The organism is Streptomyces lancefieldiae, from assembly GCF_031845825.1.
GTDB classification, from domain to species: domain Bacteria; phylum Actinomycetota; class Actinomycetes; order Streptomycetales; family Streptomycetaceae; genus Streptomyces; species Streptomyces lancefieldiae.
On the sequence record NZ_JAVRFH010000088.1, the window covers coordinates 1 to 14,599 of the forward strand.

Annotated in this window: 2 protein-coding genes; both read right to left on the reverse strand. The window is 72.7% G+C overall.

The features are described 5' to 3' along the window. A partial coding sequence (locus RM812_RS38460; protein ID WP_311584987.1) for a condensation domain-containing protein occupies nt 1-1,345 on the reverse strand: 1,345 nt, incomplete at its 3' end. Between the two features lie 9 nt (nt 1,346-1,354). Beyond that, on the reverse strand, nt 1,355-14,599 hold a 13,245-nt coding region (locus RM812_RS38465; protein ID WP_311584990.1), incomplete at its 5' end, for a non-ribosomal peptide synthetase.

A 14,599-nucleotide genomic window follows, 5' to 3' on the forward strand; every position in this document is an offset into this window, starting at 1 on the left:
CGTCGGTGAGGAGGTCGACGGCGCCGAGGTTCTGGTCGGGGTCGTGGGCGAGCGCGGTGAGCAGGACGGACAGGCGCCGGGCGAGCCGTTCCACGGTGGCGTGGTCGAAGAGGTCGGAGGCGTATCCCAGCGTCCAGAGCAGCCCGGCGGGACCAGCCCCGGAGTCGTACCGCTCCTCGATCCCCACCGTCAGGTCGAACTTGGCCGAACCCGTGCCGACGGGGAACGTCTCGACGTCCAGTCCCGGCCAGGAGGTCGTACGACCACCGGGGCCGCCCGCGTCCTTCTGGACGAGCATCACCTGGAAGAGGGGGTGCCGGGCGAGGGCGCGGGCCGGGTTCAGCTCCTCCACCAGCCGCTCGAACGGCACGTCCTGATGCGCGAACGCCTCCAGATCGGCGTCACGGACCCGCCCCACCAACTCACGGAACGTGGGATCCCCCGACGTGTCCGTACGCAGCACCAGCGTGTTGACGAAGAAGCCGACGAGATCGTCCAGGGCCTCGTCCGACCGACCCGCCACGGGCGTCCCCAGCGGAATGTCCGTCCCCGCACCGAGCCGGGTGAACAACGCGGCCAGAACCGCCTGGCACACCATGAACACCGTCGCACCCGACGACCGGGCCAGCTCCACCACCCGACCGTGCACCTCCGCACCCAGCACCAGCGGCACCGCGTCACCCCGGTGACTCGGCACAGCCGGACGCGCACGGTCCACCGGCAACGCCACCTCCTCCGGCAGACCCGCCAGCACCCCCCTCCAGTGCTCCAACTGACGGAACGCGACACTCCCCCGGTCCTCCACACGCCCCAGCACCTCCTGCTGCCACAACGTGTAGTCCGCGTACTGCACCGGCAGTTCGGGCCACACCGGCTCTTGCCCGGAGGTGCGGCGCGTGGTGTAGGCGGTGGCGAGGTCCCGTACGAGCGGACCGAGGGACCACCCGTCGGCGGCGATGTGGTGGCAGACGAGCAGGAGGACGTGGTCGTCGTCGGCGACCGTGAACAGGGCGGCTCGCAACGGGAGTCCGGTGGTCAGGTCGAAGACGTGACGGGCGGCCTCGCTCAGGTCGCAGGCGAGCCGGTCCGGGTCCGTGGGGACGGACTCCCAGGGAACTTCGGCCTCTTCGGCCGCCAGGACGTCCTGCCAGGGGCCGGTGTCCGACTCCGGGAAGCGGGTACGCAGCGCCTCGTGACGCCCGACGACGTCCCCCAGCGCCCGGCGGAGGGAATCCTCGTCCAGGGTGCCGCGCAGGCGGAGCGCGAACGGCACGTTGTAACTGGGATTCGGCTGCGTGCGGCTGAGGAACCACAGCCGCTGCTGCGCGTACGACAACGGAATCATGGTCTCTCCTCAGGAGCGGGGCCGGCGCCGCAGGGCCGGCCGGGCCTTCTCGGCGCCGTCCAGGCGCTCGGCGAGGGCGGCGGGGGTCGGCGCTTCGAACACGGTCTTGACGGACAGTTCGACGTCGCACACCGCACGGATGCGACTGATGAGGCGGGTGACGAGCAGGGAGTGGCCGCCCAGGTGGAAGAAGTCGTCGTCCACTCCGGCGTCCGGGACTCCGAGGGCCTCGGCGAAGAGGTCGCAGAGGAGCTTCTCCTGCGGGGTGCGCGGGGCGCGGCCTCCGGGGCGCGGGCCTGCGTCGGGGGCGGGCAGGGCGTGGCGGTCGAGCTTGCCGGTGGGGGTGAGCGGGAGGGCGTCCAGGAGGGTGAAGCTGCCGGGGCGCAGGTGTTCGGGGAGGTGGGCGGCGGCGTGGGCCCGGGCTGCGTCGACGTCGAGAGCGGTGCCGGGTTCGGCGACCAGGTAGGCCGCGAGGCGCTTGTCCCCGGGGCGGTCCTCCCGGACCACGACCGCCGCCTGACGGATCCCCGGATGCCCCATCAGGACCGCCTGGACCTCACCCGGCTCGACCCGGAAACCACGGATCTTCACCTGCCCGTCCGCGCGGCCGAGGAACTCCACGACGCCGTCGGGCCTCATCCGCACGAGGTCACCGGTGCGGTACAGGCGCTCCCCCGGAACACCGTACGGATGCGCGACGAAACGCTCCGCCGTCAGACCCGGCTGACCCACATACCCCCGGGCCAGCCCCACACCCGCCATGTACAACTCACCCACCACACCGACGGGTACCGGACGAAGCCGCCCGTCGAGCACGAAGACCCGCTTGTTCGCCACCGGCCGGCCCACCGGCACCGACGAACCGACCGTGTCACACTCCTCCACCGCACGGCAGCAGGTGAAGATCATCGACTCGACCGGCGAGTACCCGTTGACCAGCCGCAGCCCCGGATACTCCGCCAACGCCTTCGCCACATGCGCCACCGACAACGGCTCACCACCCGTCATCAACTGCCGCACCCCGGCAAAACACCCCGGAAACTCGTCCAGCAGGAAATTGAACAGACTCGAAGACACATGCACCGTCGTCACCCCATGCCCCGCGATCAACCGGGCGATCACCGACGGCTCAGGCCTCAACCCCGGCTGGAGCACACAGGTACCCCCGTGCAGCAACGCACCGAACAACTCCAACGCGAACGCGTCCCAGGACACCGGCGCACACTGCAACCACACCTGACCCGGCCCGAACGACACGAAATCCTGACCGGTAAGGGTGCCGGTGAGGGACCGGTGAGGGGCCACCACGCCCTTCGGCACCCCCGTCGAACCCGACGTGAACATCACACACGCCACATCCTCCGGACCCACGACCCGCCCCAGATCCCCACCCTCCAGCGAAGCGACCACCCCCGCCTCGGCATCCACGGCAACCGACCGCACCCTCGTGCCGTCCCAGTGACCGGCGAACCGGGCCAGGGTGACGACCCGGGAGACACCGGCCAGAGAGGCGACGGCACGGACCCGCTCCACCGGGAGGCCGGGGTCGAGGAGGGTGTACCCCGCGCCCGCCTTGAGGACAGCCAGAACGGCCACCACCAACTCGGTGTCACGCTCCAACAACACACCCACGGTCTCGCCGCGCCGCACTCCGTGCGCGACCAGATGACGGGCGAGCCGGTTCGCCCGCGCGTTCAACTCGCCGTAACCGACCCTCCGGTCCCCCACCACGAGAGCCGTCGCCCCGGGAGCACGCACCGCCCACCCCTCGAACAGCTCGTGCACACACACCCCGGACGGGAAGTCGACAGCCGTGGCATTCCAGCCGCGCAGGAGCAACCGGCGCTCCTCCGCACCGAGAACCTCCAGGTCACCGATCCGTGCATCCGGCTCGGCGACGGCCGCCTCCAGCAGCCGCACCAGCCTCGCCACCAGCACCTCCGCACCGCCCCGGTCGAACAGATCCACGGCGTACTCGAGGGCTCCGGTGATGCCTGCGGGGGTGCCGTCGGCGTCGTGGGTCTCGGTGAAGGCGGCCGTGAGGTCGAACTTGGCGGTGCCGTTGAGCACGGTCTCCATCCGGGCGTGGAGCCCGGGGAGTGCGAAGGCCGCCTCGGTGTTGTTCTGGAGGACCAGCATCACCTGGAAGAGCGGGTGCCGGGCGAGGGAACGGGCCGGGTTCAGCTCCTCGACCAGCCGCTCGAACGGCACGTCCTGATGGGCGTACGCCACCAGATCCGTCTCCCGTGCCCTCGCGACGAGCTCGCGGAAGGTCGGATCGCCGGAGGTGTCGGTCCGCAGCACGAGCGTGTTGACGAAGAAGCCGACGAGATCGTCCAGGGCCTCGTCCGCACGCCCGGCGACGGGAGTGCCGAGCGGGATGTCGGTCCCGGCCCCGAGACGCGTCAGCAGCGCCGCCAGACCCGCCTGGAGGACCATGAAGAGGGTTCCGCCGGAGGTCCGGGCGAGTCGCAGCAGGTCCTGGTGGAGGCGCGGTTCGAGGCGGACGGGCACGGTGTCGCCGCGATGGCCGGCGACGGCGGGGCGTGGCCGGTCGGTGGGCAGCACCAGGGTGTCGGGGAGGTCGGCAAGGGTGTCCCTCCAGTGCGCGGTCTGCCGGGCGAGGAGGCTTTCCGGGTCGTTCTCGTCGCCCAGCAGCGCGCGCTGCCACAGCGTGTAGTCGGCGTACTGCACCGGCAGCGGTGCCCAGCCCGGGTCCCGGCCGGCCGCGCGGGCCCCGTAGGCGGTGGCCAGGTCCCGTACCAGCGGCGCCATCGACCACCCGTCGCAGGCGATGTGGTGCACCACCAGCAGCAGTACGTGCTCCCCGGCTCCGTCACCGAACAGGTGGGCTCGCAGCGGTAGGTCGCAGTCGAGGTCGAAGGGCCGCGCGGCGTGGGAGGCGAGGACGGGGGCCAGGCTCTCCGCCTCGGTGGAGGCGACGACCGTCACGGTGAGGTCCGGCCGTGCCAGAACCGGCGACAGGATCCGCTGCCGTACCCGGCCGTGCTCCTCGGGGAACACGGTGCGCAGCGCCTCGTGCCGGTGGACGACGTCGGTGAGCGCGGCGGTGAGGGCCGCCCGGTCGGGTGGGCCGTCGAGACGCAGTGCGTGGGCGACGTTGTATGAAGCGGCGCCGCCTGCTGCCCGGTCGAGGAACCAGAGGCGCTGCTGGGCGTGGGAGAGCGGGAGTTCGACGGGCCGCTCGGCGGGGAGCAGGGCGGGGCGGGCCCGCTCGGCGCTGTCGAGGCGTTGGGCGAGGGCCGCCACGGTCGGGGCCCGGAAGAGGTCGCGGATGGTGAGTTCCGAGCCGAGGGCGCCTCGGACACGGGCGGCCAGGCGGGCGGCGAGCAGGGAGTGGCCGCCCCGGTCGAAGAAGTCGTCGTCGATGCCGACGTCCGGGACTCCGAGGATCTGGGCGAACAGCCCACAGAGGATCTCCTCGCGCGGGGTGCGCGGGGCGCGGTGGGTGGCGCCGGCCGCGAAGTCGGGGGCGGGCAGGGCACGGCGGTCGAGCTTGCCGTTGGGAGTGAGTGGGAGCGCCTCCAGGGTGACGACCGCGGACGGCACCATGTAGGGGGGCAGGGTGCGGGCCAGGTGGTCGCGCAGCTCGGCCGGGTCGACGCCGCCGACGACGTAGCCGACGATGTGCCGGTCCCCGGGGCGGTCCTCGCGGACGACGACAGCCACGTGGGCGACGCCGGGGTGCCGGGCGGCAACGGCCTCGATCTCGCCGAGTTCGATCCGGAAGCCACGCACCTTGACCTGGCCGTCGGCGCGCCCGGCGAGTTCCAGCGCCCCGTCGGCGCGCCACCGGGCGAGGTCGCCGGTGCGGTACATCCGTGCGCCGGGCGGTCCGTAGGGGTGGGCGGTGAACCGGTCGGCGGTGAGGGCGGGACGGTGGCGGTAGCCGTGGGCGAGGCCGTCGCCGGAGACGTACAGTTCGCCGACGACGCCCGCCGGTACGGGCCGCAGGCCTTCGTCGAGGACGTACACCTGGGTGTGGGCGAGCGGTCCTCCGACGGGGACGACCGTGCGTTCCGCGTCGTTCTCCGTGACCTGGTGGCAGTTGGTGAACACCATGGATTCGACGGGGCCGTAGCCATGGACGAGCCGCAGGTGCGGGAAGTCCCGCCGGACGCGCAGGAGGTGGGCGACGGAGGGCGACTCGCCGCCCGTCATGACCTGGCGCAGGGTGCGGAACACCTCCGGGTGGGTGTCGGCCATGACGGCGAAGAGACCCGCGGACAGCCAGACGGTGGTCACCTCGTGTTCGGCGACGAGCGCGGCGATCACGGCCGGCTCCGGGCTCTGCCCCGGGGCGAGGACACAGGTGCCGCCGTGCAGCAGGGCGGGCCACAGCTCCAGGGTGAGGCCGTCCCAGGAGACGGGCGCGCACTGGAGGAAGACCTGGTCGGGACCGAAGCGGACGTAGTCCTGCCCGAAGAAGGTGCGGACGGTGGCACGGTGCGGGGAGGCGACGCCCTTGGGGCGGCCGGTGGAGCCGGAGGTGAACAGGACGCAGGCGACGTCGTCGGCCAGGACCCGTACGTCGGGGGCCGTGGCGGGCCGGCTCTCGATCAGGGACCGGTCGTGTGGTGCGTCGGTACGGACGACGGTGAGGTCCTCGGGCAGCCGTCCGGAGAGCCGGCCGTGGGTGACGACGGTGCGGACGCCGGCCTCCTCGACGATGGAACGGGTGCGGTCCTCGGGGTGGTCCGGGTCCAGGGGCACGTAGGCGGCGCCGCACTTGAGAACGGCGAGGAAGCCGATGACGAGGTCGGGGCCGCGCTCGACGAGGACGCCGACGACGTCGCCACGGGTGACGCCGAGTTCCGTGAGGTGGTGGGCGAGGCGGTTGGCGCGGGCGTCGAGTTCTCCGTAGCCGATCCGCTCGTCGCCGAAGATCACGGCGGTGGCGTGCGGCGTGCGGTTGGCCTGTTCGGTGACCAGGTCGTGCAGGCAGCGGTCGTGCGGGTAGGCGGCCGCGGTGTCGTTCCAGGTGGTGAGGGTGGTGCGGCGTTCCTCGGGGGAGAGTACGTCGAGGGCGCCGAGGTGGCGGTCGGGGTCGGCGACGGCGGCGGTCAGGAGGCGCTCCAGGCGGGCGAGGAGCGTGCGCGCGGTGTCGGTGTCGAAGAGGTCGGTGGCGAACTCGAGGCCTCCGTCGAGCCCGGCGGGGGCTCCCGTGAGGTCAAGGGTCTCGGTGAGGGCGAGGGACAGGTCGAACTTGGTGGCCGTGTTGGGCACGGGTTCGGGCCGCGCGGTGGCGTCGCCGAGCCGGACGTCGGTCTCCCCGGTGTTCTGGAGGACCAGCAACACCTGGAAGAGCGGGTGGCGGGTGAGCGAGCGGACGGGGTTGAGCTCCTCGACCAGCCGCTCGAACGGCACGTCCTGATGGGCGTAGGCGGCGAGGTCGGTGTCACGGACCCGTGCGAGGAGCTCGCGGAAGGTGGGGTCGCCGGAGGTGTCGGTCCGCAGCACCAGCGTGTTGACGAAGAAGCCGACGAGATCGTCCACGGCCTCGTCGGTACGGCCGGCCACGGCCGTACCGAGCGGGATGTCGGTCCCGGCGCCGAGACGGGTGAGCAGGGCGGCCAGGCCGGCCTGTACGACCATGAACAGAGTGGAGTGGGTCTCCCGGGCCAGGTCACGCAGCCGCCGGTGGAGTTCGGGGCCGAACCGTACGGGCAGCAGGGCGCCGTCACCGCGGGCGTCCCCGGGCCGGGGTCGGTCGGTGGGCAGGGGCAGGTGGTCGGGCAGGTCGGCCAGGGCGTCGCGCCAGTGGTCCAGTTGGCGGGCGAGGAGGCTGTCCGGGTCGGAGTCGTCGCCGAGGAGCCGACGCTGCCAGAGGGTGTAGTCGGCGTACTGGACCGGGAGGGGCGCCCACGTGGGCGCGTCCCCGGTGGCGCGGGCCGCGTAGGCCGTGGCCAGATCGCGCAGCAGCGGGTTCATGGACCAGCCGTCGGCGGCGATGTGGTGCATCACCAGGAGCAGCACCTGTTCGTCCGTGTCCGTCGCGAACAGGTGGGCACGCAAGGGGAGTTCGTTGGCGAGGTCGAAGCGGTGGGCCGCGGCGGCCCGGACGGCGGTGGTGAGTTCCTCGGGAGTGTGGGCGTGGTCGGCGACGACCAGGGTCGGACGGGCGTGCGGGGCGGGGACGACGGACTGGTGGGGCCGGCCGTCGACGGCCGGAAAGAGGGTGCGCAGGGCCTCGTGCCGGCCGACGAGGTCGACGAGCGCGGCCCGGAGGGCGTCCGGGTCGATGGTGCCGTGGAGCCGGGCGGCGAAGGTCAGGTTGTAGGCGGTGCCGCCGGTGTCGCCCTGGGCCGCGTCGAGGAACCAGAGGCGCTGTTGGGCGTAGGAGAGCGGAAGTTCGGTGGGGCGCTCGACGGGGCGTAGGGCCGGCCGGGCCCGGTCGGCACCGTCGAGGCGGCGGGCGAGGGCCGCTACGGTGGGTGCCTGGAAGAGGTCTCGGATGCCGGCCTCGACGCCGAGGGCGGTGCGGATGCGGCCGATCAGCCGCGCGGCGAGCAGGGAGTGGCCGCCCAGGTGGAAGAAGTCCTCGTCCACTCCGGCGTCCGGGACTCCGAGGACGTCGGCGAAGAGGCCGCAGAGGACTTCCTCCCGCGCGGTGCGCGGGGCGCGGTGGGTGGCACCGGACGCGAAGTCGGGGGCGGGCAGGGCGTGGCGGTCGAGCTTGCCGTTGGGGGTGAGCGGGAGGGCGTCCAGGACGACGACCGCGGAGGGGACGAGGTGTTCGGGGAGCCGGTCGGCCACGTGGCCCCGTAGTTCCTCGGGCGTTGCGGACGCGGCCGCGCCGAGGACGGCGTAGGCCACGAGGCGCTTGTCCCCGGGGCGGTCCTCCCGGACCACGACCACCGCCTGACGGATCCCCGGATGCCCCATCAGGACGGCCTGGACCTCACCCGGCTCGACCCGGAAACCACGGATCTTCACCTGACCATCGGCCCGCCCCACGTACTCCAGGACACCGTCGGCACGCCACCGCACCAGATCACCGGTGCGGTACACCCGCTCCCCCGGAACACCGTACGGATGCGCGACGAAACGCTCCGCCGTCAGACCCGGCTGACCCACATACCCCCGGGCCAGCCCCACACCCGCCATGTACAACTCACCCACCACACCGACGGGTACCGGACGAAGCCGCCCGTCGAGCACGAAGACCCGCTTGTTCGCCACCGGCCGGCCCACCGGCACCGACGAACCGACCGTGTCACACTCCTCCACCGCACGGCAGCAGGTGAAGATCATCGACTCGACCGGCGAGTACCCGTTGACCAGCCGCAGCCCCGGATACTCCGCCAACGCCTTCGCCACATGCGCCACCGACAACGGCTCACCACCCGTCATCAACTGCCGCACCCCGGCAAAACACCCCGGAAACTCGTCCAGCAGGAAATTGAACAGACTCGAAGACACATGGACACTGGTGACTCCGTGGGCCGCCATGAGCTCCACCACAGCCGCCGGCTCAGGCCTCAACCCCGGCTGGAGCACACAGGTACCCCCGTGCAGCAACGCACCGAACAACTCCAACGCGAACGCGTCCCAGGACACCGGCGCACACTGCAACCACACCTGATCCGGCCCGAACGACACGAAATCCTGACCGGTAAGGGTGCCGGTGAGGGACCGGTGAGGGGCCACCACACCCTTCGGCACCCCCGTCGAACCCGACGTGAACATCACACACGCCGCATCCTCCGGACCCGCGACCCGCCCCAGATCCCCACCCTCCAGCGAAGCGACCACCCCCGCCTCGGCATCCAGGCGCACCAGAACAGCAGGGCCGTCCAGCCACTCCTCCGCCGCCCCACCGGTGGTGACGACCACACCCGCCCCGGCACTCTCGACCACCGACCGCAGACGCTCCACGGGAAACCCGGCGTCCAGCAGCGTGAACCCGGCACCGGCCTTCAGCACGGCCAGCACGGCGACGACGAGATCCACACCCCGGTCGAGAAGCACAGCGACCAGATCACCCCGGCCCACCCCACGATCCCGAAGATGACGAGCCAGCCGGTTCGCGGACGCGTTCAGCTGCCCGTAACCGATCCTCCGGTCCCCCACCACGAGAGCCGTCGCCCCGGGAGCACGCACCGCCCACCCCTCGAACAGCTCGTGCACACACGCCCCGGACGGGAAGTCGACAGCCGTGGCGTTCCAGCCGCGGAGAAGTGCGGTGCGTTCGTCGGCCGCGAGGACGTCGAGCACGCCGATGGGCAGGTCCGGCTCGGCCTCGGCTGCCGTCAGGAGGCGGACCAGGCGCGCGACGATCGCCTCGGCCGTGTCGCGGTCGAACAGGTCGGTGGCGTACTCCAGGAAGCCGGACATGCCGGCCGGGGTGCCGTCCTCGCGGTGGTGCTGTTCGGCGACGAAGGTGAGGTCGAACTTGGCGCTGTGGCGTTCGGGGTGCTCCGCACGGACCTCGCAGCCGGGCAGGGACATGGCCGGTGTGGCGTCCTGGAGCGCCAGCATCACCTGGAAGAGGGGGTGCCGGGCGAGGGAACGGACCGGGTTCAGCTCCTCGACCAGCCGCTCGAACGGCAGGTCCTGGTGGGAGTACGCGGCGAGGTCGGTGTCGCGGGTGCGGGCGAGGAGCTCCCGGAAGGTGGGGTCGCCAGAGGTGTCGGTCCGCAGCACGAGTGTGTTGACGAAGAAGCCGACGAGATCGTCCAGGGCCTCGTCCGCACGCCCGGCGACGGGTGTGCCGAGCAGGATGTCGGTCCCGGCCCCGAGACGGGTCAGCAGCGCCGCCAGACCCGCCTGCACCACCATGAACAGCGTGCAGTCGCTGCGGCGGGCGAGGTCGAGCAGCCGTGCGTGCAGCTCCTCGTCGAGGGTGAGGGGCACGCTGTCACCCCGGTGACTGGCGACGGCGGGCCGGGGCCGGTCCGTGGGGAGGGCCAGCTCGTCGGGGGCCCCGGCCAGGGACTCCCGCCAGAAGTCCAGTTGTCGACGGGCCAGGCTCTGCGGATCGTCCTCGTCTCCCAGGAGCTCGCGCTGCCACAGGGTGTAGTCGGCGTACTGGACGGGCAGGGGCGACCAGTCCGGCGCACGGCCCGCCCGGCGTACCGCGTAGGCGGTGGCGAGGTCCCGTACGAGCGGACCGAGGGACCAACCGTCGGCGGCGATGTGGTGGCAGACGAGCAGGAGGACGTGGTCGTCGTCGGCGACGGTCGACAAGGTGGCCCGCAGTGGGGGCTCGGCGGCCAGGTCGAAGCGGTGGACGGAGCCTTCGGACAGGACCCGGGGAAGGTCTTCCTCCGCGTGACCGACCATGTGCCACGCGGACCTGGCCAGCAGGTCGAGGTCGGCGCCGGTGCGGACGTCGAGGACGTGCTGCCAGGGCTCTCCGTCCGCCGTGGGGAACACCGTGCGCAGGGCCTCGTGGCGGGCCATCACGTCGATCACGGCGAGGCGCAGCGCACCGGTGTCGAGCGGTCCCCGCACTCGCAGGGCGAGCGGCACGTTGTAGGAGGCATTCGGTTCCTCGACCTGGTCGAGGAACCAGAGCCGCTGCTGGGCGAAGGAGACCGGGACGCGGTCCGGCCGTCGGGCGGCCAGCAGGGCCGGGCGGGGGGCGGCATCGGCGCCCGGGTCGGCGTCGGTGCCGGCGCTGTCGAGGCGCTCGGCGAGCCCGGCAACGGTGGGTGCGTGGAACAGCTCGCCGATTCCGACATGGATGCCGAGCGTGGTGCGGATGCGGCTGCTCAGGCGGGCGGCGAGCAGGGAGTGGCCGCCCAGGTCGAAGAAGCTGTCGTCCACGCCGAGCTGGTCGACGTCGAGCACGTCGGCGAAGAGGCCGCAGAGGAGCTTCTCCTGCGGGGTGCGCGGGGCGCGGCCTCCGGGGCGCGGGCCTGCGTCGGGGGCGGGCAGGGCGTGGCGGTCGAGCTTGCCGGTGGGGGTGAGCGGGAGGGCGTCCAGGAGGGTGAAGCTGCCGGGGCGCAGGTGTTCGGGGAGGTGGGCGGCGGCGTGGGCCCGGGCTGCGTCGACGTCGAGAGCGGTGCCGGGTTCGGCGACCAGGTAGGCCGCGAGGCGCTTGTCCCCGGGGCGGTCCTCCCGGACCACGACCGCCGCCTGACGGATCCCCGGATGCCCCGTCAGGACCGCCTGGACCTCCCCCGGCTCGACCCGGAAACCACGGATCTTCACCTGACCATCGGCCCGCCCCACGTACTCCAGGACACCGTCGGCACGCCACCGCACCAGATCACCGGTGCGATACACCCGCTCCCCCGGAACACCGTACGGATGCGCGACGAAACGCTCCGCCGTCAGACCCGGCTGACCCGCATACCCCCGGGCCAGCCCGGCACCGGCGAGGTAGAGGTCGCCGACGACACCGGGCGGGACCGGGCGGAGCCGCTCGTCGAGCACGTACATCCGCTCGTTTCCGATCGGCCGGCCGATCGGGATCGTGGGGCGTCGGGCGTCCTCCGGGGTGATGTGGTGGGTCGAGACGAAGATCATCGCCTCGACCGGTCCGTACCCGTTGACGAGCCGCAGCCCCGGATACTCCGCCAACGCCTTCGCCGCGTGGGCGGGAGACGCGGCTTCGCCGCCGCCGATGACCTGGCGCATCCCGGTGAAGCAGCCCGGGAACTCGTCGAGCAGGAAGTTGAGCAGGCTCGCCGACAGGTAGGCGGTGGTGATGTGGTGGCGGGCGATGAGCTCGGCGATCAGCGCCGGTTCCGGCTTCCCGCCGGGCTGGAGGACGCAGGTGCCGCCGTGCACCAGGGGCCCGAAGACCTCGAGCGCGAACGCGTCCCAGGACACCGGCGCGCACTGCAACCACACCTCGTCCGCTCCGAAGGCCACGAAGTCCTGGCCGGTGAGGGTGCCCGTGAGGGCCCGGTGAGGGGCCACCACGCCCTTGGGCACTCCCGTCGAACCCGACGTGAACATCACGCACGCCGCGTCCTCCGGACCCACCGAGCGGTCCGGCGCCGTGTCCGCACACGCCGCGATCCGCGCCGCGTCCGCGTCGAGCCGCACCAGGGCGACCACCGGGCCCAGCCCGTCACCGAGGTCGCCGGCGGTGACGGCCAGTGAGACCCCGGCGCGTCCCACGACGTCCCGCAGCCGCTCCACGGGGAATCCCGGGTCCAGCAGCGTGTACGCCGCGCCCGCTTTCAGCACCGCCAGGATCGTCACGATCAGCCGCGGCTCACGCTCCAGCAACACACCCACCGTGTCACCACGCCGGACTCCCTCGCCCACGAGGTGCCGCGCCAGCCGGTTCGCCTCCCGCTCCAGCGCCCCGTACGAGACCCGTACGTCGCCGAAGACCAGCGCCGTCGACTCCGCCGACAGCCCGGCGCGCTCCTCGAACAGCTCATGCACACACGCCCCGGACGGCAACGCACGGTCCGTGGTGTTCCAGTCGTCCAGCAGCCTCCGCCGCTCCCCCGCACCCAGGACGTCCAGATCACCGATCGGGACGTCCGGCGCCGCGACAGCCCCCTCCAACAGCCGCACCAGACGCGCCACCAGCGCCTCGGCACTGCCCCGGTCGAACAGGTCCGCCGCGTACTGGGCCGTGCCGTGGATGCCGGTGGGGCGACCGGTGTCGTCGTATCCTTCGGTGACGTCGAAGGTCAGGTCGAACTTGGCGACATCGAGGGACAGCACGCCTTGTTCGACAAGCTCCAGGCCGGGCAGCCGCGGCGTGGCGACGGCGTTGTTCTGCAGGACCAGCATCACTTGGAAGAGCGGGTGGCGGGCCGGCGAACGGACCGGGTTCAGCTCCTCGACCAGCCGCTCGAACGGCAGGTCCTGGTGGGAGTACGCGGTGAGGTCGGTCTCCCGGACCCGTGCGAGGAGCTCGCGGAAGGTGGGGTCGCCGGAGGTGTCGGTCCGCAGCACCAGCGTGTTCGCGAAGAAGCCGACGAGATCGTCCAGGGCCTCGTCCGCACGCCCGGCGACGGGTGTGCCGAGCGGGATGTCGGTCCCGGCCCCGAGACGGGTCAGCAGCGCCGCCAGACCCGCCTGCACCACCATGAACAGCGTGCTGTCGCTGCGGCGGGCGAGGTCGAGCAGGCGTCCGTGCAGGTCGGCCGGCAGGTCCACGGGGACGGTGCCGCCCTCGTGCGAGGGCTGGAGCGGGCGCGGGCGGTCGGTGGGGAGCGTCAGCTCGTCGTCGAGTCCGGCCAGGGCCTGCCGCCAGTGCGCGAGGTGTCGGGTGAGCGCGGGGTCCGGGTCGGCCGGGTCGCCCAGCAGCTCCCGCTGCCACAGGGTGTAGTCCGCGTACTGGACGGGCAGCGGCGCCCAGTCGGGCGCGCGCCCCTCCACGCGGGCCCCGTACGCCGCGGCCAGGTCCCGCACCAGCGGCGCCAACGACCACCCGTCACAGGCGATGTGATGGGCCACCAGCAGCAGGACCCACTCCCCCGCCCCGGCTTCGAACAGGTGGGCCCGCAGCGGCGGTTCGGCGGCGAGGTCGAACCCCCGCCGGGCGGCGGCGGTGAGTGCCGCGCTGACACCGGCCTCGCCCGGGGAGCTGTGGGTCCAGGCGGCGCGGGCTTCCCGGGGCCTCAGCACCTGCTGGCGGGGCCGGCCGTCGGGGGCGGGGTAGAGGGTGCGCAGGGCTTCATGGCGCTCCACCACGTCGTCGACGGCCCAGCGCAGGGCGTCGGGGTCGAGAGTGCCCCGCAGCCGGAGGGCGAGCGGGACGTTGTAGGTGGCGCCGCTCACCACTGCCCGCGGGTATCCGGTGACTTCGGCCCGGTTGAGGAACCAGATGCGCTGCTGGGCGTGGGACAGAGGGAGTTCGGCGGGCCGTTCGGCGGGGCGCAGGGCCGGCGGGGCCTGCTCGGCGCCGTCGAGGGCGCGGGCGAGGCCCGCGACGGTCGGGTCCCGGAACAGCTCGCGGATGCCGATCTCGACGCCGAAGGTGCGGCGCACGCGGCTGATCAGGCGAGCGGCGAGCAGGGAGTGGCCGCCGAGCAGCAGGAAGCTCTCGTCCGCGCCGACCTCGTCCAGGCCGAGGACATCGGCGAACAGCCCGCACAGGGTTCGCTCGACGGGGGTGGCGGGGGCGCGGCCGACCGGCCCGGTGCGGGTCTCGGGGGCGGGCAGGGCGTGGCGGTCGAGCTTGCCGGTGGGGGTGAGCGGGAGGGCGTCCAGGACGACGACCGCGGAGGGGACGAGGTGTTCGGGGAGCCGGTCGGCCACGTGGCCCCGTAGTTCCTCGGGCGTTGCGGACGCGGCCGCGCCGAGGACGGCGTA